This window comes from Vibrio tapetis subsp. quintayensis (genome assembly GCF_030409945.1).
Lineage (GTDB): Bacteria > Pseudomonadota > Gammaproteobacteria > Enterobacterales > Vibrionaceae > Vibrio > Vibrio quintayensis.
This window is the reverse complement of the sequence record NZ_JAUFQV010000032.1, coordinates 261,145-283,778: the sequence shown is the minus strand read 5'-3', so window position 1 is coordinate 283,778 and position 22,634 is coordinate 261,145. Positions and strand designations below refer to the sequence as shown.

Annotated in this window: 16 protein-coding genes and 1 pseudogene; 11 read left to right on the top strand and 6 right to left on the bottom strand. The window is 45.1% G+C overall.

Going from position 1 to position 22,634, the window contains the following annotated elements; genetic code table 11:
* Positions 1-12: 12 nt before the first annotated feature.
* The 3 genes and pseudogenes from glgB to QWZ04_RS16890 all read left to right on the top strand — a co-directional run bounded on the left by glgB (position 13) and on the right by QWZ04_RS16890 (position 6,722).
* Positions 13-2,190: a 1,4-alpha-glucan branching protein GlgB gene (glgB, locus tag QWZ04_RS16900; RefSeq protein ID WP_290329425.1), complete on the top strand. Its 2,178-nt coding sequence runs from the start codon at positions 13-15 to the stop codon at positions 2,188-2,190.
* Positions 2,191-2,332: 142 nt separating this feature from the next.
* Entirely contained in the window at positions 2,333-6,157 is a 3,825-nt protein-coding gene (locus QWZ04_RS16895) for a DUF6701 domain-containing protein (protein ID WP_290329424.1), read from the top strand.
* A 137-nt stretch (positions 6,158-6,294) separates the two neighbouring features.
* Positions 6,295-6,722: pseudogene (locus QWZ04_RS16890) on the top strand (VOC family protein).
* A 122-nt stretch (positions 6,723-6,844) separates the two neighbouring features.
* Here the strand turns inward: QWZ04_RS16890 and QWZ04_RS16885 are convergent.
* Positions 6,845-7,588 carry a phosphatase PAP2 family protein gene (locus tag QWZ04_RS16885; protein WP_290329423.1) on the bottom strand — a complete coding sequence of 248 codons (744 nt, stop codon included), beginning with the start codon at positions 7,586-7,588 and terminating at the stop codon, positions 6,845-6,847.
* Positions 7,589-8,040: 452 nt separating this feature from the next.
* Between QWZ04_RS16885 and QWZ04_RS16880 the strand changes: the two genes are divergently transcribed.
* Complete coding sequence (locus tag QWZ04_RS16880) at positions 8,041-8,808, top strand: hypothetical protein (protein ID WP_290329422.1); 768 nt, start codon at positions 8,041-8,043, stop codon at positions 8,806-8,808.
* A gap of 239 nt (positions 8,809-9,047) precedes the next feature.
* Here QWZ04_RS16880 and QWZ04_RS16875 read toward each other — a convergent pair whose 3' ends face one another.
* The 4 genes from QWZ04_RS16875 to phnW all read right to left on the bottom strand — a co-directional run bounded on the left by QWZ04_RS16875 (position 9,048) and on the right by phnW (position 13,168).
* Complete coding sequence (locus QWZ04_RS16875; RefSeq protein ID WP_290329421.1) at positions 9,048-9,752, bottom strand: DUF445 domain-containing protein; 705 nt, start codon at positions 9,750-9,752, stop codon at positions 9,048-9,050.
* 128 nt (positions 9,753-9,880) lie between these two features.
* Positions 9,881-10,705: a phosphonoacetaldehyde hydrolase gene (gene phnX, locus QWZ04_RS16870; RefSeq protein ID WP_290329420.1), complete on the bottom strand. Its 825-nt coding sequence runs from the start codon at positions 10,703-10,705 to the stop codon at positions 9,881-9,883.
* Positions 10,698-12,062 carry an aspartate aminotransferase family protein gene (locus tag QWZ04_RS16865; RefSeq protein WP_290329419.1) on the bottom strand — a complete coding sequence of 455 codons (1,365 nt, stop codon included), beginning with the start codon at positions 12,060-12,062 and terminating at the stop codon, positions 10,698-10,700. The genes phnX and QWZ04_RS16865 overlap by 8 nt, the downstream gene beginning before the upstream one ends.
* Positions 12,062-13,168 carry a 2-aminoethylphosphonate--pyruvate transaminase gene (phnW, locus tag QWZ04_RS16860; RefSeq protein ID WP_290329418.1) on the bottom strand — a complete coding sequence of 369 codons (1,107 nt, stop codon included), beginning with the start codon at positions 13,166-13,168 and terminating at the stop codon, positions 12,062-12,064. Before phnW ends, QWZ04_RS16865 begins: the two co-directional genes overlap by 1 nt.
* A gap of 236 nt (positions 13,169-13,404) precedes the next feature.
* Here phnW and QWZ04_RS16855 point away from each other — a divergent pair, with 236 nt between their 5' ends.
* From QWZ04_RS16855 to QWZ04_RS16825, 7 genes are all read left to right on the top strand, one after another.
* Positions 13,405-14,415, top strand: coding sequence for a putative 2-aminoethylphosphonate ABC transporter substrate-binding protein (locus tag QWZ04_RS16855; protein ID WP_290329496.1), 1,011 nt, complete (start codon positions 13,405-13,407; stop codon positions 14,413-14,415).
* Positions 14,416-14,581: 166 nt separating this feature from the next.
* Complete coding sequence (locus QWZ04_RS16850; protein ID WP_290329417.1) at positions 14,582-15,676, top strand: putative 2-aminoethylphosphonate ABC transporter ATP-binding protein; 1,095 nt, start codon at positions 14,582-14,584, stop codon at positions 15,674-15,676.
* A gap of 45 nt (positions 15,677-15,721) precedes the next feature.
* Positions 15,722-17,401, top strand: coding sequence for a putative 2-aminoethylphosphonate ABC transporter permease subunit (locus QWZ04_RS16845; protein WP_435433627.1), 1,680 nt, complete (start codon positions 15,722-15,724; stop codon positions 17,399-17,401).
* A 10-nt stretch (positions 17,402-17,411) separates the two neighbouring features.
* Complete coding sequence (phnR, locus tag QWZ04_RS16840; RefSeq protein WP_290329415.1) at positions 17,412-18,116, top strand: phosphonate utilization transcriptional regulator PhnR; 705 nt, start codon at positions 17,412-17,414, stop codon at positions 18,114-18,116.
* 76 nt (positions 18,117-18,192) lie between these two features.
* Positions 18,193-19,095, top strand: a complete 903-nt coding sequence (locus QWZ04_RS16835) for an EamA family transporter (protein ID WP_290329414.1) — start codon at positions 18,193-18,195, stop codon at positions 19,093-19,095.
* Between the two features lie 190 nt (positions 19,096-19,285).
* Positions 19,286-20,689, top strand: coding sequence for an FAD-dependent oxidoreductase (locus tag QWZ04_RS16830; RefSeq protein WP_290329413.1), 1,404 nt, complete (start codon positions 19,286-19,288; stop codon positions 20,687-20,689).
* A 103-nt stretch (positions 20,690-20,792) separates the two neighbouring features.
* Positions 20,793-21,713, top strand: coding sequence for a LysR substrate-binding domain-containing protein (locus QWZ04_RS16825; RefSeq protein WP_290329412.1), 921 nt, complete (start codon positions 20,793-20,795; stop codon positions 21,711-21,713).
* On the opposite strand, the gene QWZ04_RS16820 is transcribed toward QWZ04_RS16825, so the two are convergent.
* Positions 21,710-22,621, bottom strand: a complete 912-nt coding sequence (locus QWZ04_RS16820) for a siderophore ABC transporter substrate-binding protein (RefSeq protein ID WP_290329411.1) — start codon at positions 22,619-22,621, stop codon at positions 21,710-21,712. The two genes, QWZ04_RS16825 and QWZ04_RS16820, sit on opposite strands and share 4 nt — an antisense overlap.
* Positions 22,622-22,634 lie beyond the last annotated feature (13 nt).

Genomic DNA, 22,634 nt, shown 5'->3' with positions numbered 1-22,634 from the left:
GGGGAAAAGGCATTGAATATAAAAACACAATCTACAAAAGCCTACACCCAACTTTCTCAAGCTGCCTTTGCAGAACCGTTTTCTTTTTTAGGCCCTTATTGTAAAAATGAAGGGGTTTTCTTAAGAGTATGGATGCCCGGGGCGGACAGTGTTCAGTTGGTGCTAGAAGATAACACACGCATTGCACTTGAGCGTGAAGATGCAAGCGGCTTTATATTAACGCAAAGACATGATCTTACCTTTACTCACTACCGTTTGGCGGTGAATTGGTCTGGTGATGAGCAAATCCTTGATGACCCGTATCAGTATCACGGCCTGTATGCCGAATACGATGATCTGCATGCACCAAAGCAGATGTACCATGAAATGGGCGCACAGTTCGTTACCATCGAAAGAGACGGTAAATCTATCTCGGGTACTCGTTTCCTTGTGTATGCTCCGCATGCGACTGCTGCTAGCCTTATTGGTGATTTTAATCAGTGGGATGGTCGCCGTACGCCAATGCAGCGCTTGGATTACGGCATTTGGGGTATTTTTATTCCCGAGCTTGCGGAAGGTGAATCGTACAAGTATGAGCTTAAAGGTCCAAACGGTGAAGGCTTACCACATAAAGCCGATCCATGGGGTTTTCATGCAGAGCAATACCCTTCTTTTTCCTCAGTAACTTACGACCATGCCCGTTATGATTGGCAAGATAGTAAATGGCAGAATCGCCCATTGAGTACTAAGACTAAAGAAGCTTTGTCTTTTTATGAGCTGCATGCGGGTTCTTGGCGTCGTGATGAAAATGGCGACTTCCTAAATTACCGTGAATTGGCCGCACAGCTGATCCCTTACTTGGTCGATTTGGGGTATACCCATATTGAACTGATGCCGGTCTCAGAGCATCCATTCTATGGTTCTTGGGGCTACCAACCTGTTGGTTTATTTGCGCCAACCAGCCGTTTTGGTTCACCTGACGACTTCAAGTATTTCGTTGATCAATGTCACCAAGCTGGCCTTGGCGTAGTACTTGATTGGGTGCCTGCGCACTTCCCATCAGATGATCACGGCTTAGCTAACTTCGATGGTACGCCATTATTCCATGACCCAGATCCACGCCGTGGCTGGCATCAAGACTGGAACTCATACATTTATGACATGGGCCGAGAGCACGTTCGCCGTTTCTTAGTCTCAAATGCTTTGTACTGGTTCGAGCAATTCCATATCGATGGTATTCGTGTGGATGCCGTTGCGTCTATGTTGTACCTCGATTATTCACGTAGCCACGATCAATGGATTCCGAATGTCGATGGTGGTAATGAAAACCACGACGCGATTTGGACGCTAAAATGGATGAACGAAGAGGTGTATAAACACTTCCCGAACGCCATGACGATAGCGGAAGAATCGACGGCATTCCCTGGTGTTTCCGCCCCTACTTTCATGGGTGGTTTAGGCTTTGGATTTAAGTGGAACATGGGCTGGATGCACGATAGCTTATCTTACATCCAAGAAGATCCGGTTCATCGTCAATATCACCACAACACCATCACATTCCCATTGGTGTATGCACACAGTGAAAACTACGTGCTGTCACTGTCTCATGATGAAGTGGTTTACGGTAAACGCTCCATTCACGAGAAAATGCCGGGCGATGAATGGCAGCAAACCGCCAATCTTCGCGCTTACATGGGTTACATGTATGGTCAACCAGGTAAGAAACTCAACTTTATGGGGGCTGAGTTTGGCCAAACAGGTGAGTGGAATCATGATGACCAACTGCAGTGGTTCTTGACCGACTTTGATCGTCACAAAGGCCTTCAAACGCTAACTCGTGACCTTAACATGTTGTATCGCAATGAAGCTGCAATGCACGATCAAGATTGTGCACCTGCAGGTTTTGAGTGGCGCTTACAAGATGCAAGTGAAGCCAGTGTTCTGGCTCATGAGCGTATCAGTGAAGCCGGTGAGCGCGTGTTGGTTATTTCAAACTTCACCCCTGTTCCGCATGAAGCATTCCGTATGGGTGTGCCTAATGCTGGTCGTTATGAGTTGTTGCTTAATACCGACGCTGATACTTATAACGGTAGCGGCTTTGAGGTCATTGAACATGCTCAAACCGAAGCGATTGAGAGTGAAGGATTAGCGCAGTCTCTGGCGTTAAAAATTCCGCCACTCGCGACGGTGTTTTATAAGCTGAAAAATTAAGTTTTTCATTTATAAAATCATGTAATAAAAAACCCAGATTATTCTGGGTTTTTTCGTTTTTTGTTAGCAATTAAACATTTATGTAATTGAATGTGTTCTAATCTTAGGCTTATGTAGGTATAAGTTAATGATTGGTTGTTAAATGAGGCTCATATTAAGACTGCTTGGTGTCTTGTTACTGCTGGTGAGCTTTTCAAGCTTAGCACTAGAGTTAGAGTATGGACGTTATAATGTTAACGCTTTTCCACATGCTGATTGCATTGATACGGTTTGTGAAATCATATTTGATGAAACCTATGCAACTGCTCCCTTGGTGTTTTTCATGGACACCGTTAGTTTTCAAGATGAAACCGATCGTCCATCTACCATTCGTATTTTAGATGTCAACACGACTCGCGTCCGCTTCCAGCAGAAATTCGCCCCTAATACAACAGAGCCGGGAGGCATGCAAGACTTGCCGATGAAGGTCATTGATTACCTCGTGATTGAAAAAGGGGTTCATAACTTCTCTAGTGGTGTTCAAGTATTAGCAGGTGACATTAATACCAATAAGTTTCGCACTAGAATAGATATAGATATTAACCCTGGGACGCCTGTGGTTCGCCCGCCCAATCGAAACCAAAGAGAAAGGGTAAAATACAATCAGTTCAACGGCCAAGGTTTTACGGGCTTTGCTTCGAAACCCGGTATTATTCACCAAGTACAAAGTGTGGCGAATGGCGCGGACTTTTGGTTAACCTCTACCGTATATAACGTGAACAGTAACCGTTTTGACATGGCTCTGGAGCGTTCTGAAATTGATGGTAAAAAGTCAATAGACCAAAGAGGTTACCCAACTCAGAATGAACGTATTGGTTTTCTTGCGGCGGTGGGAAGTGGTGAAAAAGATGACATCAAATTTAGTATTGAAACCCAGCAAACGACTAATTCATACAACACAGGTGACCCTGTAAGTACTGGTTGTGAGACATACGCTGATTACGACAGTCCTTACGATGTGGTGCCTATTATTATTGCCTCCAAAAATACTCGTAGTGGTGGCGATGGTGGCTGGGTACGACGGTGTCGGCTAGAAACGGCTAAATCCAGTTTTATGGTTGATGAAGATCAGGATACCGATGCAGAGCGTATGCATATTGTAGAAACGCTCGGTTACATTATTTTTGAAGTGCCCTTTACTGTACAACAATGTACTCAGTTTACTGGAGCTGTCCAAACTTGGGATACAGATGGAGAGCTAAAAATGGTTGGGTCGTCCAAAATTACTGGGGCTGTACCTAATAATAGAGTTGGTTTTGCTAGCATAAATGTTACACCTAATACCAGTTGTGATACTGGGACGTGTGTTGCCGATCCGAGCTTAATGGTGCCTAACTATAGTTTTGCGTCTTACAGTCCTGGAAGTAGTAACTATTCGGTTGCTTCTGGAACACACACATTGTCTTCAGGTTTTTTTGGTGAAATCACGATTTCCGGAGATGCCCACGTTACCTTGAACGCAGGAGACTATTGGGCTGATGAAATAAAAATTATTGGCAACGCTCGGATATTTACGAATGGGGAGGTTTTTCTTCATGCGAATGAATTTACGATGGACAACTCCGCTCAAGCGAACATGAACTTGAGCAATGGCTCTGCTTTGGATGGCATTGCCCGAAACCTAAATATCATCGTTCATGGTGACGACGCTGAGGCCAAATTTCTTAACGATGTACGAGTTACAGGATTTGTTATAACGGAAAATGAATTTTCGATCACTGGTAGTAGTCAGTTAACTGGTGCTGTGGCAGCTTTTGATATTGGCCTTAAAGGCGCTTCTGTCATCAACGGTGACATATCAAGCTGTAATAATGATACCCAGCAACTCAATATTAGTCCGATGTCTGCAACTCAGGTGGTTAATCAATCGATCCCAATTACATTTTCAATTGTTAATAGCCAAGGAGCCGTAGATGGTAACGCCTATGGCAATCTGAACCTTACTCACTCTGGAGGGGCGCAAGTTTGTTGGAAGGTGTCGGAAGCCAGTACATGCTTAACGGATGCTAGCTCTATTCCAATTCAAGCCGGTATTGTTACTTATTACCTTTTTAGTTCTGTCCAAACCGAAGTGGATATTAGTGCCGTATGGGTCGAAAAGCCAACAGTTAATGCGAGCGCAGGAAAGTATAATTTTGAAATCAATGGGTTTATTTTTGAACCCAGTCCGTTATTGATGATTGCCGGTCAAAATACCACGGTGACAATAAAGGCAGTAGATAATACTGGCACTGTGCTTCCATCTTATGAGGGGATTAAAAGTCTTGAAGTGTCAGCCACTGCGAAAATGTTGCCAGTTACAGGTAATTTAAATGCGAGCCTTGTGACTGGGAATATCACTTTTTCTAGTGGGGTAGGCACAGCTTTAGTGCATTATGCCGATGCGGGGACAGTCAGTGTTTCTATTGAAGAAGTCGGTGGAGGTGTGACTGGCGATATGCTTGTTCATTCTCGGCCTCATACCTTCGCAATCTGTAATATTACTTCGACCGGTTTGAACCAAGGTCATACAGGAACAGCCACTTCGGGTAATGGCTTTGCAAAAGCAGGAGAAGCATTTAGCGTCACTATTAAGCCCGTAACTTGGTTGGGTTCTGCTATTTCAGGGGATGATTCCGGGGATGGAAATAACGATGTGATTTCGGATGTATTGTGTTCACAACCAACCACGCCCAATTATTATACGGCGGGTGGGCAGTTTGCTCGCGTTAAGCTTTCTCATGCCTTACATACCCCTGCAGGCAAGGAACCTGGCGCTTTGATTCAACCGAGTACAACGGACCAACACTATAATTTTACCACTACAGGTGAAGCGCAGAGTGGTTTGGTGATTTCCAATTTAAGTTGGAGTGAAGTGGGAAGTTTATGGTTACAAGCGGATTTCCCTAATTATGCTTTGGGTGCAGTAGAGCAAGGTATAGCCGCTATCGGACGCTTCTATCCTGACCATTTTGCATTGAGCAGCAGTGTGGTAAATGAAGGACAAAGTAATTTTACCTACATGAAGCAAGGGTTTGGGGCGCAATTCGAAGTTGCTGCTCAAGCTGTTGGAAATACAACAACGCTAAATTACCCTTATTTGACGAACTACGTGATGGCGATTCAACTTAAAGCGGTGGATGCCAGTAAAACGTCACCAACAACGAATGATCTTACCAGTCGAATCGATATGAGTACCATATCCAGCAGTGGTTGGGAGTCGGATTGGTCCGCTGGCACCTTGGGTATACCTATTTCTATTTTGAAGTTCAACAGAGTAGAAGAGTCGTCATCGCCACTGAAGACGATTCCTGATGGCCCGTATCGAGTTCGAATGGGGTTGGAAGTGAACGAAGGAACGGTAAACTGCGCCACGCAAGGCTGTACTTACTTTGATAGTACTGATGAATACAGAAATGATGGCTCTGGAGTGAAAGACGTTAAAGGGTTAACAGAAGAATTAGATGTACGATATGGCCGGATGACGATGTCAGATATTGGCGGCATTAGTGGTGCCAATTTAACGGTTCCGTTAAAAGCGGAATATTGGAATGGCAGCAACTTCGTGATTAATACGCTAGATAGTGGCAGTGCTTTTAACAGTGATAACTTCTGTCGCCTAAGAATTTGGCCAACGTCTGGAGCAACCGCGGTAACGATGACAGGGGCAGGTAACGTGACTGTTGGTGATTCGGACGACTTGGTTGCAATACAAAATCAAGTCACCAACGATGTACGCGAACAAGTGAAATTGTGGCTACGTATTGGGGCTGTGCCAACAAGCTTCGAAACCGGATTACACTGTGAAGGGGTCAACACCGGTAACATGGAGCATTTGCATTACAATTGGGATGGTCGAGGGGATGAAAACCCAAGAGCGACGATTACGTTTGGTGTTTATCGGGGGAATGATAGGGTCATCTATCGTGGTGAACCAAGAATGTACTAATGATCTTTGAGCGTTTTTAAGTTAGCAATGTGGCCCGTAACTGCGTAGGTGGTGGCAAAACTTAGCGACAAATATGCATTGTTGCGAGTTAGATCCTAGACTGTGAAATCAATAATCTGAACTTAGATGGGACACTCATGGAACCACGCGTAAGTATTATCACTTTAGGTGTGAGCGATTTAGAACGTTCATGTAATTTCTATCAAGATCTTGGCTTCCCAACGACCAGTAAAGTGGATGCTGGGATCGTATTTTTTCAGACAAAAGGCGTTTGTGTTGCGCTTTATCCGTTAGATAAATTGGCTGAAGATGTATCCCCAGATTTTGCGGGTAAACGACAGGGTTCTCGGGCGTAACTTTGGCTCACAACACGAGAGAAAAATCAGAAGTCGATGCAACATTAGCCCTTGCAGAGCGAAGCGGTGGCAAAGTTGTAAAACTGGCTCAAGATGTATTTTGGGGAGGGTATAGTGGTTACTTCACCGACCCAGATGGCCATTTATGGGAGGTGGCTTACGCTGATTTCTGGCAATTTAACGAAGACGGCAGCTTAGTTATTGAATAGCGGTGCTATTACCTAAACTCTCTACTTCAACCGATTGGAATTTACACTGTAAACAGCGGTTGCTTTCGCTAACGTTAAGCGAGAGCAGCCGCTGTTTTTGATTAGAAACTCTGTTTTCTTATTTATGCTTTGCGTTTTTTAAATGTAATTTGGCTAATCCAACCTGGCGCTGTGATATTGGGAACCAAGAAATTTAACGATGCCGCGCATACCAAAGACACCATTACATCTAACGGCCAGTGCATGCCAAGCCACAGGCGGCTAAAGCCCACTCCAACGCCCCAAACGATCAATAGTGTGAATAGTGTTTTTTGTCGCTGAGCCAATAAAAAACCACCCCAAAACATCACGCAGATAGCCACGAAAATAGTATGGCCTGACGGCATGGAGTAGTTTGTTTCTCCCTCCCAATGCTTTAGTCGCCAAGGGCTGAATGTATCTTTGGCTTCTTCAATGATGGACTCGCGTTCAGCGGCGTTGTGAGCGTAAAAGTCTTCAGGTGATACGACCAATTCTGACTGACTCAGTTGTAGTGTGTAAGGTCTAGGCACTTCTGTGATGTGTTTCATGCCGGTTTTAAGAACAAAACTCAACACCAATAACGCGCCAAACTTCGCGTAAACCTCAAATAACTTGGGTAGCGGTAAGCGGAATAGTAAAGGTAACAAACACAAAAGCGCCGTCGTGTATAAGAATCCCTCTTGGCCTGCTGACATAGTGAGAATGTCTAGCATAGAACCGGTACTGTCGCTAAGTACAGAAGTTAAGTCAGGCGTTGGCACAACTAACACCATTAAACCAATTAAGGCCGTAAGAATGGCAATGGCAATGAATTCGAAACGTTTAGGGAGAAAAGACCAGTTCACAATACTTCTTATCGCTTTTTAAAAGCCGATTATCATACCCGAATGAAAGCGAACAAAGTTAGCCTCAGGTCAAACCTACTGCTAAAGAGTGAAAAGGACTTCAAAGGACAGGCACCTTAAGTGATTAGCAATTTATAAACCCATCAATTTCATGTTTGTACTCTTTGCGTCGAGGTTTTGCTTTCTGACCGTGTCTCGCCAAGTTTTTTCCACTAGCATTATTCTAATCACTTTTGATAAGCGCCCAAATCAACATGACAATACCTCGAAAGCAACAAATATGCCTGGAAACGACCCGCTATTATCATTGTACTGTTCGATGCGTAAGGCGCGGCTTTCTGTGTGGGGTTGACCGGATAACAAACACAGATTATGAGCATAGAAGAGTGTGGCTTGAAGACCGATTACGGCACGTAGCCAGCGTTTATTGTATTAAACTATGCTCTTACGCTGTGATGGATAATCACTATCATACTGTTGTATATATCGATAAAGAACAGGCACTTAATTTATCAGATGACGAAGTGATACAACGTTGGAGTATTTTGCACCACTTACCCGCGTTGGTGAAGAAAAGCTTAGAAGGAGCTATTCTTACAGAAGCAGAACTTGCGAGTGTGAAGCGTACCGTAGAGGTTTGGAGAAACCGTCTTTTCGGCCTAGATTGGTTTATGAAAGAAGTGAATCTCTATATGGCGAAAAGAGCAAACGGAGAAGATCAATGTACTGGTCACTTCTGGGAAAGTCGATTTAAAAGCCAAGCATTACTCGATGAAAAAGGCCTTTTGAGTGCGATGGTTTATGATGAATTGAATCCTGTGCGCAGTCGGTCAGCCAAGACACCTGAACAATCTCGGCATATATCGTTGAAAGAGCGGATCAAAGAGTTACAAAATAAGGGCCAAAGGTTGCCTTGCATGCACCCGTTTATCGATTCATTAGGTAATGAAGATATTGCTCATGTGCCTTATAACTTACTGGATTATATTGAATTAGTGGATTGGACGGGTAGAGAGCTTCGTGCCAATAAAAGAGGCCATATTGATGAGCAGTTACCACCTATACTTGAGCGAATAGGTATTACTAGGCAAGACTGGCTTGAAATTACGACTCAATTAGAGCGACCGAGATCCATCATGATTGGCACTAAGCAGATGATTAAATTTATCGCGAGACGTAGAGGATATATCCGTGTATCCGGTTTTTCGCTGCCAGATTAGCCAATAATATTCCCCCCTATTTACTCGAACTTACTGAACTGTAAGGGTGTTAACGTGCGCATTTGTCGTGCAAGATTCGCACATTTATTCTGAAAAGGTGAAATTAAAGGAGAGTAAGACAAAAATGTTAGGGGATTTATTGGGATGATAGATAGGTGGATTTAAAAGGGATTTAAAAGGACAGGCATGTTAAAGAGTTTCTTGGGAAGCCTGTCCTTTCATGGGCGCTTTCTTGGGCGTTAAGCTATGAACGAAGAGATGATACCGATGATGCCACCAAAGATGCCGCCCCAAACAACAAGCCAACCGAGGTGAGCTTTGATCATGTCTTGCACCATGCTTTTGACTAACTGAGGTGTCAGTTCATTTAAGCGTTGGTCGATGATGTTTTCGATGTTGGTTTCGATTTCTCCCAACATTTCAGGTTGTTCTAATTGCTCTTTGAGGGCGTCTTTAATCGCGTCACTCTTGCTGATATCAATCACAGACTCTTTCATCTTTTCGATAAAAGGCGCTTTTAAGGGCTCCAAAGCTTCTGAGCCACCAAACATTGCAAGCATGCTGCCAAACTGAGAGTTATTGATGACTTCGACTAAAGAATCATACGTCGTTTCGAAATCAATTTTTTCAATAACGGGTTCAAGGTTAAGCGCTTTGCCTGCGTCCATTTCTTTGCTTAAGAAACGGTCAATATTATCTTGAGTAAAAAATTGCTGCATCATCAAGGATTTAATTGCGGCTTTGAATTCTTCAAAACGAGCAGGGATAACACCTGAACCATACAACCCCGGAACTTTTTCGAACAACATGTGGATCGCTAACCAGTTGGTAATAGCGCCAGAGAAAGCGAACAGTCCGGCGTAAAGCGCCAGTTGATTGCCACTTAGGTAACCTGCGATAAGCAAAGATAGCGCAACGAGGTTGGTGATTAAGCTTTTGTTCATGGTAGCCAAAATGAGTGATAGAAATAATTGGCTGGAATTGTAGGCAAAATAGGCTCAATTGCAAAGGGCTCCTTTTGTAGAAGCCCTTTTATTTGGGTGATCTATTTCATACGGCTATCTCTAGTGGGTTATGGGCGCTCGCCTTGTAACAAACGTTTTTCGATATCCGCCACGACGTCAGGCAAGTCTGAAATCGTGTCAATCAAGTAGTGTGGTGTTGATTTATTCAGTTTGGTGCGCGCTTTTTCACGAGCCAAATTTAGCGTTGCTTCATCGGCATCCAAATATTCTTGATACGTTAATCCCGCTTCGTTGCCAGAAAGTAGCAAGCCAACTGTCCACATACCTGCGTTATGGCCTTCCTCAATGCCAGGAGCAGCATCGTCTACTTTGATACAAGCCCTCACACTGGTAGCGCCAAGCTCAATAACATTTTTGAGCGCCATATGAGGCGCCGGGCGCCCTCCGTGAGAGAGATCATCGGTCGCGACGACACAGTCTGGCTTGTAGCCGTAGTCCGCTGCGACAGGAATGAGTACATCCATCACTTGGCGAGGATAGCCTGAGCATGACCCAATCTTAATGCCTTTATCTTTTAGATTGTTCACCACTTCCACTGCGTTCAAAATAGGCTCTGCGTGATCGGCAACTTTGGCTTTTTGCAAAGGCATGAAAGTTGCGTAGATGCGGTCGATATCATGCCTGTCCATTGAACAGTGGAACTGGGATTGCCAACGAGCATCGACAGAGGACAGCTTGCCTACCGCTTGAATGTGGTCCCATTTGCCAAGCCCCATAGGGACACGAGCTTCTTCGATCGTGAGATCAAAATCAAATTCAGTTTTGAACGCTTCAACAAAAATAGACGTTGGCGCGAATGAACCGAAATCGACAATGGTGCCAGCCCAGTCAAAGATAACGGCTTGGATCGGACTACTAGATGAATCAGACATGTTTGAATTCCTTACATACGTTTTCAATCGCTTGCTCGAAAATAGCCAGCGCTTGTGTGAGTTGTTCTCGGGTGATGATTAATGGAGGGCTGAGTTGGATAACATTGCCCTGAGAAACTTTAAAGCTAAGTCCTTGATTAAGGCATTGATAGAGCACCGCTTCCGCTTCGTCAAAAGCTCGTTGTTTGCTGACTTGGTTTGTGACCAGTTCCACTCCCCAAAGTAGGCCAATGCCACGTACGTCACCAATGATTGGGTATTTTTCTTTCATAGCCAGCAAGGATGTTTTAACGAATTCGCTGTCTTGGCGTACTTTAGCGAGCAGATTTTCTTGTTCAATCACTTCCATGGTGGCCAGTGCGGCCGCGCAGCCGATAGGGCTTTTTTCATGGGTGTAATGACCCAAAGATATTTGCGCTGCGGTGTTGTATTTGTCTTTGGTGACCATGGCAGCTATAGGCACTAAACCACCACCAAACCCTTTACCAATGCACAAGATATCTGGATCGATATCAAAGGCTTGATGGGTAAACCATTCACCACTGCGACCCATGCCATTTGGAATGTCATCAATGATCAACATGACGTTGTGTTTGTCGCAAATTTCTCTAATGCGTTGCCAGTAGGCTTTGCTTGGTACCTGCACATCGGTGTTGCGAACGGCTTCCGCAATGAAAACGCCGATGCCGCCTTCTTTTTCGATAACGTATTCAAGGTAATCGGCATAGTGAACGTCACTGCCATCTTGAGAAGGCAGTGCTCCTCGGTAGCTCACCGCGGGTGGAATTCGTTCAACGCCAGCCATGAGTGGCCCCATGCCTTCTCTGAAACAGGCTTCACCGCCAACAGAAATGGCATCCAGTGATGCGCCGTGAAATGAATCCCACAGGGAGACGACTTTATAATTCCCCGTGATATGACGAGCCAGCTTTAACGCCATGCCAATTACCGAAGTCCCACCCGGAGCAAACAGCACACGATTAAGTTCATCACCGCAAATGTCGCTGAGCTTTTCAGCGCAAGCAATGGCGGTTTGGTTGGTAAAGCGTCTTGGTGAAAATGGCAAGTCGGCCATTTGCTGTTGCACACGCTGTAACACGTGAGGGTGGCCATAACCGAGTTGGTGTACGTTATTGCCATGAAAATCCATGTATTGCTTACCTGCAGCATCTTGCAAATAAATACCTTCGGCCCCGGTTAACGCGTCGAGGCACGGCGTTGACATGGCTTGATGAAGGAACACCTTTGCATCGCGCTCTAGCAAGGTTTGGATGGTTGGGTCTTGAATAGATTCGCTCCATTCTTGCCTTGCTGGTGTGGTGTTGATGTCGCCTTCATTTTTAAAATGAGTGCTCATTATGCGCCTACCTGCCAGTACATAGCGTGTTGAATGGCTTCAATGAGGCGTTCAATATCAGCGGGATAGACTTCACCAATATTACCAATTCGGAAGCAATCGGCATTGGATACCTTGCCAGGGTAGATAACAAAGCCTTGTTCTTTTAAACGCTCATAAAAGACGTTGAATTGATAATCTGGGTGAGTCGGTGAATAGAAAGAAGTAATGATTGGTGAGTGTAGTGACTCGTCCAGTAGTGGCGTAAAGCCTAGCGCCTTCATGCCGGCAACTAAGGTGGTTTGATTCGCCTTATATCGATTGGCGCGGGCTTTTATGCCTCCTTCATGCTCTAACTCTAGAAGTGCTTGGTGAAATGCTCGTACCGTATGAGTCGGAGACGTAAAGCGCCACTTACCGTTGTTTTGCTCCATGCACTGCCATTGGTCAAACAAGTCTAGGCTTAGTGAACGAGCAAGGCCTTGGCATTTTTCCAACTCAGATTGCTTAGCGATAACAAAGCCAAAACCAGGAACGCCTTGAATGCACTTGTTGGCTGAGCTAATCATAAAGTCGACGCCTAGCTCACCGATGTCCATTGGTATGCCGCCAAAGCTCGACATGGCATCTAAAATGACTTTTTTATCGTGCTTTTTCGCCATGGCTGCGATGGGCTCAATCGGGTTGAGCATGCCGGTGGTCGTTTCACAATGCACAATGGCAACGTGAGTGATGTCGGTATCCATGGCCAGTGTGGTTTCCATTTCGTTCAAGTCTGGCTGTGATGTCTCACCAGGGGAAACCACACGGCATGGAATGTTGAGTACGTCTGCAATTTGGGCAATGCGTGCGCCATAAGCGCCATTATCAACCACTAATAGTTTGCCATTGTTATCAATAACACTACCAATCGTGGCTTCAACTGACGCTGTGCCACTGCCTTGCATAAGTACGCTGGTATAGCCGGGTTGTTGCGTGGCTAGGGCAACTAATTTAGATCGAATGACTTCAACAACGTCGATATTGTATTCATCATCCCAAGTACACCAGTCTTTGAGCATTGCGTTTCGCACCGTGCTTGACGTAGACAGAGGACCAGGTGTTAGCAGCAAATATTCGTTCTTCATTATCGGGTCTCTTTTTTTTGGACTATACCAATTTAATGAAGATACCTTAGCAAGGGATTCCGATTGAAAAAAGACGTTCCGATTCAATTTCACAAAACTTTCATATAGCAAATTAATTAAGCGTGTTCTTAATTAATCTGTCGTAAAACTGCCACATTCGGTTCATGTTTTCGTCATCTAAAGGCGGTAATTTGAGTCTCGTCAACTGGTACATACCAAACAATCAATTGGAGAAGATGATGAAAAACCGTTTGATGAAAGGCTTATTGGCCGCGATCGTTGCTTTACTGGCTACACAAGCTCATGCAGGACAAGAAGTAACGGTGTATACCGCATTTGAAACGGACATGCTTGCGAAATACAAAGTAGCATTTGAGAAAGAGAACCCAGATATTGAAATTAAATGGGTTCGTGATTCTACGGGCATCATGACTGCGAAATTGTTAGCTGAACAAAATAACCCTCGCGCTGAAGTCGTGTGGGGTTTGGCTGGGTCTTCGATGGCATTATTAAAAGACAAAGGCATCCTTAAACCTTATACACCAGCGGGTGTAGAAGCACTTCGCCCAAGCTTGAATGACCCACAAAGCGGCCAAGCTTGGTATGGAAACGATGCGTTTTTTAATGCAGTTTGTTTCAACGATATTGTGGCAAAACAGCTCAACTTGCCGAAACCAACGTCATGGGAAGACCTAACCAAGCCAATCTATAAAGGTCATATTGCTATGCCAAACCCAGCGTCGTCGGGGACAGGCTACATGCAGGTATCGGCTTGGTTACAAAATATGGGTGAAGACCAAGCTTGGGATTACATGCGCAAGCTGGATAACAATATTGCTCATTACACTCACTCTGGCTCTAAACCATGTGTTCAAGCGGGTATGGGAGAGGTGGCGATTGGTATTTCAATGGCCACACGTGGCGCTAAGTTAAAAACGCAAGGTGCGCCATTGTCGGTGATTTTACCTAAAGGGATTGGCTGGGAATCTGAAGCAGTTGGCCTAGTTAAGCCAAGTGCCGCAGCGAAGCGCGTTGTCGATTGGTCGGTATCGAAAAACGCCAACCAACTTTACATTGAAAGCTACCCAGTGGTTGGGCATAAGGATGTATCCAAGAAAGTGGCGAATTACCCAGATGTCGATAAGTCGATGGCGAAAATGGACTTCGCACGCATGGGCAGTGAGCGAGCTAGTGTATTGAAAACATGGTCTGATAAGTTCGATTCAAAGTCAGAACCTAAGTCTTAATCTCGATGCATGGGTTGGGGCCGTTAACGATAGATATGGCTCCATAAACTGTGAGACAAAAGATAATAAAGGAAGGTTTCGGCCTTCCTTTTTCATGATTTGTCATGCATGTGACATAATTGAATATTAATATTGGTGTATACCAATTAAAGAGTTTGACGAAACAATGAATCAACCTTATTTGAACATCAATAAATTAACCAAAAAATTCGGCCAGTTTAGTGCATTGAAAGAGATTTCATTAGCCATAAAACAGGGCGAGTTTGTCAGTTTTTTAGGCCCCTCTGGTTGCGGTAAAACAACGTTATTACGTGCGATTGCTGGCCTCGATTTACCGACTACCGGCGAAATATTCCAGTCAGGTCAAGACACCACTTTCTTGCCGCCTGAAAAGCGTGATTTTGGCATCGTTTTCCAATCTTATGCGCTTTTCCCTAATTTAACCGTGGAAGAAAATATTGCGGTTGGGCTTAAAAATAAAGGTATGTCGAATCAACAAGCGCTAAGCCAAGTGGCTCAGTGGCTTGAAACGATTGGCTTGCCAACATCGGGGCAAAAGTATCCTAATCAACTCTCTGGCGGGCAACAGCAGCGCGTGGCATTGGCGCGTGCTCTGGCGCTTTCCCCAGGTTTGTTATTGCTCGATGAACCGCTTTCTGCACTGGATGCCAAAGTACGCACTCATTTACGTGATGAAATCTGCCAATTGCAACGAAAGTTGGGCATTACCACCATCATGGTGACGCACGATCAAGAAGAGGCCTTGTCGATGGCTGACCGCATTGTCGTCATGAACCATGGCGTGATAGAGCAAGTCGGCACTCCGCAGGAAATTTATCAAAAACCGGCCAGCCGATTCGTCGCCCAGTTTGTTGGCAGCATGAATTTTATCCCCACGTCATTGGTGAATAGTCAGCAAATGCGCATAGCAGAAAGCTTGTTTGGTGCCATTGAGCTAGAGAACTTTACCCCACGCACAGGCGAACAGTTCGATTTGGCCGTTCGCCCTGAAAGTATTGATTTGCATCCCCAAGATCAGGAAGGCATCCCTACGAAGATTCTGGGCATTGAATTTCAAGGTGCCTGTTATCGAATGGAATGTCAGCTTCAACTTGAGGCGATGGCCCCGTCCATTTATGTTGATGTAGCGATAAACCGAGCACAGCAACTAAATTTCAAAGTGGGTGACATTTGCCGGATGCAAATTCAGCAAGAACAAGTGCGAGGCTACCAAAAGCCGCGTCAGCAGATAGCAGCGTAGGTAATCAAAATGGAATCCGTTATGACTCGATCTCAGCCGCGTTCTATGATGTTTGTTTGGTTACAAAAAATGAGCAAAGACAGGGTGATTCTTCTGGCTGTGTTGGCTTCGCTCTTGCTCTTTATGTGGCTTTTTATTGTGTTGCCAATTTGGGCGATGCTGAAAAAAAGTGTGCAAAACAGCGATGGACAGTTTGTTGGGCTGCAAAACTTCAATCAGTATTTTTCATCAGAAAGCTTGTGGCACTCTTTAGGCAATACCTTAACATTGGGCTTCGTGGTTACCAGTGTTGTCGGAGTATTGGCATTTGGCTTTGCTTTCGCTCTGACCAGAACCTGCATGCCGTTTAAAAGCGTGTTTAAAGTACTGGGCAGTGCGCCCATTTTGGCCCCGTCGTTATTACCCGCGATCAGTTTGATATTCTTATTCGGTAATCAAGGCATTGCAAAAGAGTGGCTAGCGGGAGAGTCTATTTATGGCGTTATAGGTATCTCATTAGGTTTGATTTTTTGGACCTTTCCCCATGCTTTGATGATCCTAACCACGTCGCTGCGCACATCCGATGCACGGCTTTATGAAGCCGCCAGAGCACTAAAAACATCGCCTTTTAAAACCTTTTTTATTGTGACGCTGCCTGCTGCTAAGTATGGACTGATCAGCACTTTGATTGTGGTGTTTACCTTGGTGGTGTGTGACTTTGGTGTGCCCAAGGTGATTGGCGGCAGTTACAACGTATTAGCGACCGACATTTTTAAACAAGTCGTTGGGCAGCAAAACTTTGCCATGGGCGCGGTCACCAGTATTTTGCTTCTCCTACCCGCATTGTTTGCCTTTGTGGTTGATCGTTGGGTGCAAAAGAAACAAAAAAGCTTGTTTGATACTCGATCGGTTCCTTATCAACCTGAACCGAACCCAATCCGAGATTGGTTGAGCTTTGTTTATTGCCTTGTGATTTGCACGGCGATTGTGGCCGTACTTGCGATGGCGGTGTATGGATCGCTTGTAACGTTTTGGCCTTGGAATAAAGCGCTGACGTTAAGCAATTATAACTTTGCAGAAATTAGCACCTATGGATGGAGCCCGTATTGGAACTCACTCACACTGGCTTCTTGGACAGCACTTATCGGTACCTTTGTGATTTTCATTGGGGCGTATGGCGTTGAAAAAGGCAATGCGTATTCGCCCTTGCGTCAGCTGATGCAAATGCTGAGTGTGGTGCCGATGGCCGTGCCAGGTTTGGTGCTTGGTTTGGGGTACATTTTCTTTTTTAATGACGCGAGTAACCCATTAAGCTTTTTGTACGGTGGCATGATCATTCTTGTGATAAACACTGTAGTGCACTATTACACGGTCGGGCATATGACCGCATTGACCGCCTTAAAGCAAATGCCAGTAGAAATTGAAGCAACGGCTGCTTCCGTGAATTTGCCACAATATAAATTGTTCATGAAAGTCACGGTGCCCGTGTGCTTACCGGCCATCTTAGACATTGCAGGTTATTTGTTTATTAATGCACTCACCACCACTTCTGCGGTAGTATTCTTATACTCTACCGATACCATTCCTGCGTCCGTTTCTGTATTGAATATGGACGATGCTGGTCAAACCGGATCGGCTGCGGCAATGGCTGTGATGATCATGATAACAGCCGCTGGGGCAAAGCTAACTCACATGGTAGTGGGCGGATGGTTAGAAGCGCGAACTCAAGCGTGGCGTAAACGATAAAGGATGTAATGTGCAGTACGTAAAAATTAAAGACGTGATTGTCGAACAAATAGACTCAGGCATGTTGCAGCCAAGGCAAAAACTGCCATCGGAACGAAAGTTGGCAGAAAGCTTTGATACAACGCGAGTCACGCTACGTGAAGCGCTGTCGCTGTTAGAGTCGGAGGGAAAGTTGTACCGCGAAGACCGCCGTGGCTGGTTTATTGCCCCAGAGCCACTACGCTATGACCCAACCCAAACCTTAAATTTTACTGGGATGGCGTTAGCGCAAGGTAGAAAACCGAAAACCGAGTTACTGGCCGCCAAAGCGATGCTTGCCAGTAAACAAGCGTCACAACTATTAAGCCTTGCTCCTTTTTCTGATGTGTACCGAGTCGACAGAGTGCGATATTTGGAAGATAGGCCCGTAGTGTTCGTCACCAACTTTATTCGCCCTGAATTGTTTCCAAATTTATTGGATTTTGACTTGTCGTTATCCCTGACGGATATTTACCGCGAGCAGTTTGGCGTGGTATATCAAAAAACGCGCTATCGAATTGGCACGACATCTTTGTTAGGTGAAACCGCTGCGGCGTTGCGAGCGACATCAGGAGCACCTGCGATGGTGGTAGAACGAACCAATTACAACCCAGCGGGCGATTTAATTGATTGTGATATCGAGTATTGGCGCCATGATGCGATCAGCATTGAATCGGTCGCGGAACTCGCCCGCTAGCATTACTACTTTACCTTTTTCAATGGCTTCCTTTTTAAGGAAGCCATTTTTATATTTAGGATAATCAAGGCCACACATGACTCTTTTCGCTTTTTTATTGGTGCTTTTCTCGGCTCTGTTGCACGCTGGTTGGAACTTAATTGGAAAATCTAATCAAGGATCGGGCAGTGCATTTTTTCTCGCTTCTGCATTGGCACCTGCTTTGCTTTTAACACCATTCATTGTTTGGTTTTTAGTGTCCGCAAGCAGCGCTGACTGGCCAGTAGAGTTTATGATGTTGGTGTTGTTAAGTGGCGTGTGCCAAGCGGTGTATCTACTTGGGTTAGCCAACGCATATCAGCAAGCAGATATTGGCGTTATATACCCGATAGCACGTGCGATGCCAGTGCTCATGGTTGGTTTTGGTACTTACTTGTTGGGGCAAAATCTGGACGTTCATCAGTGGGTTGGATTTAGTCTGTTGACCGTCGGATGCTTGCTGGTTCCGTTAACGAATTTTAAGCAGCTTAACTGGTCGTCTTATTTTAACCTAGGAGTGTTGTGGGCCGTGGTTGCTGCCATAGGAACAACCGGCTATTCCATTATTGATAAGCAAGCGATCGATTTACTCAATATAACAGTGGCGGGCATGCACAGCTCAGTGAGCAGCGCCGTTTTCTATTTAGCCGTGCAGTTTTGGTCTATGGTGCTTTCCCTTGTGATCTGGCTGATGATTAAACGGGACAATATCGCCTTTTCACAAGCATGGCAGATCAGGAAAAAAGGGGCGATCGCTGGCGTGATGATGGGGGGAACCTATGCCTTAGTGTTGTACGCCATGAGCATGACGGAAAACGTGTCTTTAGTGGTAGCACTCAGACAAGTTAGCATTGTGTTTGGCTTAGCCATGGGCGTATTGATTTTGAAAGAAAAATGGTACGCCACGCGAGGTGTTGGAGTCGGCTTGATTGTGTTGGGGCTGATTACTGCATTGTCTTAATAACGCAGGCATAGCGGTTACCTTCTTTAAAGGACAGGCACCTTATCCTTGAGCCTTTAGTGTGAAAGTTTAATGAATGGAAGACAGTTATAGGCGATAGATTTACTGCTGCTTAGCGTTAGTATTTCTGGCTGGTTGAAGGTGAATTTGCATCTTATTCTGCTTGTAATTTAACGACAGGATCAACAGCATGCAACCTCATTACTCATACTGGTTTCAAGATGCATTAAAAAAAGAAGGTGACGTGACGGTACACCAACTAAACCAAGACATTCAAACTGACATCGCCATTGTTGGTGGTGGTTACACTGGCCTCTGGAGTGCAATTATAATTAAGCAGCAACAGCCAGAGCTAAACGTCACTGTGATAGAAAAAGGCCTATGTGGCAGTGGCGCTTCGGGTGCGAATGGTGGTTGTATGCTTACTTGGGCCACCAAATATCCGACATTAAAAAAGCTCTATGGTGAAAGTGAAGCCAAGTGGTTAGTCGAACAGTCTGAGTGTGTGATCAGCGAAATAGAGCAGTTTTGCCTTGAACATGACATTGACGCAGAGCTGTATCGTCACGGTACCTACTACACCTCTACCAACACCGCTCAAAAAGGCGGAATGGCCCCGGTTGTAGAAGAGCTGAAACGTCTTGGTATTAATTCATGGTCGCCAATACAAGCTAATGAGTTAAAACAAAAAGCGGGTTCAGATAAACACATTGAAGGGTATTATTCTGAACATGCTGCCAGTGTTCAGCCTGCCTTGCTCGCAAGAGGCCTGCGTAAGGTTGCGATCGAAATGGGCGTTGAGCTTTACGAGCAGACAAAAATGACGGAGCTTAAATATGGTCAGCCTGCTCAGGTGGTGACGCCCAATGGCGTTGTCACCGCAGGTAAAGTGATTCTGGCGCTTAATGCTTGGATGTTGGATCACTTCCGCCAATTTAAACGCAGCATTGTGGTGGTGTCATCGGACATGGTGATCACAAAACCCATGCCTGAACAGATGAAAACCTTGGGGCCAGAACAAGGCGCGACCGTGGTAGATTCACGTATTTTTGTGCACTACTACCGAGATACTCGTGATGGACGTTTAATGCTAGGCAAAGGCGGTAACCATTTCTCGTTTGCGAACAAAGTGGACCCTATGTTCCACCGACCGACCCAATACTTAGGGCTGCTAATACGCTCATTTCAGTCTTTGTTTCTACAATTCCCCTCCGATTCTATCGAACACCATTGGACGGGAGGCTCGGATCGATCCGTGACTGGCTTGCCATTTTTCGGCAACATTAAACACCAAGATAATGTCTTTTATGGGCTGGGGTATTCCGGAAATGGCGTGGCTCAGACTCGCATCGGAGGAAAAATACTGGCATCGATGGCCCTTGGTTTGAGTGACCAATGGGTAAAGTGCGGTTTAACAACTGGGCCAAGAGGGCATTTTCCACCAGAGCCTATCCGTTGGCTTGGCGCTATGATGGTTCGAGACGCGGTTAGACGAAAAGAAGCCGCAGAAGACAAAGAACAACAACCTATGGTTTGGGATAAGTGGTTATCGATATTGGCAGGCCCTGCAGGTAAAGCAGATAAAGTGAAGTAACTCTTGCCTCGACTAGGCCTAATCTTAAAAGGACAGGCATCATATGGCTGTCATAATGCTGTGCTAGATTGTAGGGATCTAGCCAGCCATTATTTGAACTTATATGCGCCAACTTCCGCCATTGAATGCGTTACGTGCTTTTGAAGCCGCGGCTCGCCTAAACAGCCTGACGTTGGCTGCCGTTGAACTGAATGTGACTCGCGCCGCAGTAAGCCAGCAGGTTAAACAGTTAGAGCACTTTCTTGATGCTAAATTGTTTGAACGGAACGGCACAAAATTACTGCTCACCGAAGAAGCGCAATACTACCTACCTTTATTGACTCAATCCTTTGATGCGCTATCAAGAGGCACGCAGCACCTCTTTGAACGAAATAAAAAACAAACGCTAACCTTACGAGTAGCCAATAGTTTTGCACAACAATGGCTGATTCCTAGATTGGACGATTTCTTACGAAAGTATCCTAATATCGACATAAAAATGCTGACGACCACCAACTCTTACCCTCAGAAAAATGGCGGTGTCGATATAGAGATCATTAACGGCTATGGCCAATTTCAGCACCATAATGCGACCCCTTTGTTTGATGAGGAGTGGTTAGTCGTAGCTAGCCCCAGTTTTATTAAAAAACAAGGCATGATTAAAGATGATTTAGATAGCATCGCATCATGCAAAAAAATCGCAGTCTTTGGTTATCAGGAAAGTTGGCAAGATTGGTTTTTAGTTCAAGAATATGACGGCGAAATACATACGCCACACCTTCAATTTGAACATTCTCAGTTAGGGATTGAAGCAGCGATACAAGGGTTAGGTGCGCTTTATGTGCGTTCACTCTTAGTGGAAGATGCGCTCAAACAAGGTGAGTTAGTTCGAGTGAGCTCATTTGAGTTACCCAGTCAAAGTCAGCATTATTTAATCGTGAATACTGACGGTGACTTAGGGGCTGATTGGGAGCAGGGCAAAGTCAAAGCCTTTAGTGGTTGGCTACTTGATGGTTGCCATGCTCCAAGTTTTATCGCAGTTTAATTCAGGGCACTGCCCATGTTATCTACCATGAGTTCTGTGGCGGTAATACCACTGGCCGAAATATACCACGCGTAAGAGTTAAGGTACGTCATGCGCTGGTTTTTGTAGGCTTGAGTGCCTTGGATTAGCTTATTATCAAATTTGTTCTTTGCTGTACCTATTTTTCCGATGGCAGTGTCTCGATCAAGAATGAATAGGAAGTCTGGTTTGGCGGTCGCGATGAATTCAAAACTCACTAAGTCACCGTGGCGAGCTTGTTTGATATCGCTGACGGTTTCAGTGAATCCGAATAAGGTGTAAATGCTACCAAAGCGCGAGCTTGCACCAAATGCCGACACTTTACCGCCGCTACTCATTACCGTTAGAGCGTTGTAGTTCTCGTTGGTGACTTTGGTGTTGATGGCTTTGATCTTGTTTTTCAAGGTTAAGATCTTGTCTTCAACTTCTTGTTCCTTTTCAAAAATCTGACCAATCATGCGCCATGCATCTTGAGTGGAAGCCCAGTAATCTTTGCTGTCGGCCATAAATAAAACCGTTGGAGCGATTTTAGCCAGTTCTTTGAGGGATTCAGAGCTGCGATTGCTGACAATAATCAGATCAGGTTTTAGGTTAAAAATAGTCTCAAAATCGGGTTCAAAGAGTGATCCAACCGATGTGTATTGATCCGCTTGGTACTTATCTAGGTACTTTGGCATGGGTTTTTTCACCACACCAATAGGCTCGATATTAAGCGCATTTAACACATCTAAGCTGTCCATACCCAATACAACAACACGTTGCGGTTTGGTTTCCACCGTTGTGCTTCCCATCGGGTGTTCAATCGTGATGGTTTTCGCGGTGGCAACACTCGCGCAAAGTAAGCTGGCGGCGAGCAGTATGTGTTGAACCAGAGATTGAGACTTAGTCATTGTTATTCCTTTT

Excerpts from the sequence above, each read along its gene's own strand:
- QWZ04_RS16895 (WP_290329424.1), top strand. The coding sequence starts at position 2,333 with ATGAGGCTCATATTAAGACTGCTTGGTGTCTTGTTACTGCTGGTGAGC.
- QWZ04_RS16875 (WP_290329421.1), bottom strand. The coding sequence starts at position 9,752 with ATGAACAAAAGCTTAATCACCAACCTCGTTGCGCTATCTTTGCTTATC.
- phnX (WP_290329420.1), bottom strand. The coding sequence starts at position 10,705 with ATGTCTGATTCATCTAGTAGTCCGATCCAAGCCGTTATCTTTGACTGG.
- QWZ04_RS16865 (WP_290329419.1), bottom strand. The coding sequence starts at position 12,062 with ATGAGCACTCATTTTAAAAATGAAGGCGACATCAACACCACACCAGCA.
- phnW (WP_290329418.1), bottom strand. The coding sequence starts at position 13,168 with ATGAAGAACGAATATTTGCTGCTAACACCTGGTCCTCTGTCTACGTCA.
- QWZ04_RS16855 (WP_290329496.1), top strand. The coding sequence starts at position 13,405 with ATGATGAAAAACCGTTTGATGAAAGGCTTATTGGCCGCGATCGTTGCT.
- QWZ04_RS16850 (WP_290329417.1), top strand. The coding sequence starts at position 14,582 with ATGAATCAACCTTATTTGAACATCAATAAATTAACCAAAAAATTCGGC.
- QWZ04_RS16845 (WP_435433627.1), top strand. The coding sequence starts at position 15,722 with ATGATGTTTGTTTGGTTACAAAAAATGAGCAAAGACAGGGTGATTCTT.
- QWZ04_RS16835 (WP_290329414.1), top strand. The coding sequence starts at position 18,193 with ATGACTCTTTTCGCTTTTTTATTGGTGCTTTTCTCGGCTCTGTTGCAC.
- QWZ04_RS16830 (WP_290329413.1), top strand. The coding sequence starts at position 19,286 with ATGCAACCTCATTACTCATACTGGTTTCAAGATGCATTAAAAAAAGAA.
- QWZ04_RS16825 (WP_290329412.1), top strand. The coding sequence starts at position 20,793 with ATGCGCCAACTTCCGCCATTGAATGCGTTACGTGCTTTTGAAGCCGCG.
- QWZ04_RS16820 (WP_290329411.1), bottom strand. The coding sequence starts at position 22,621 with ATGACTAAGTCTCAATCTCTGGTTCAACACATACTGCTCGCCGCCAGC.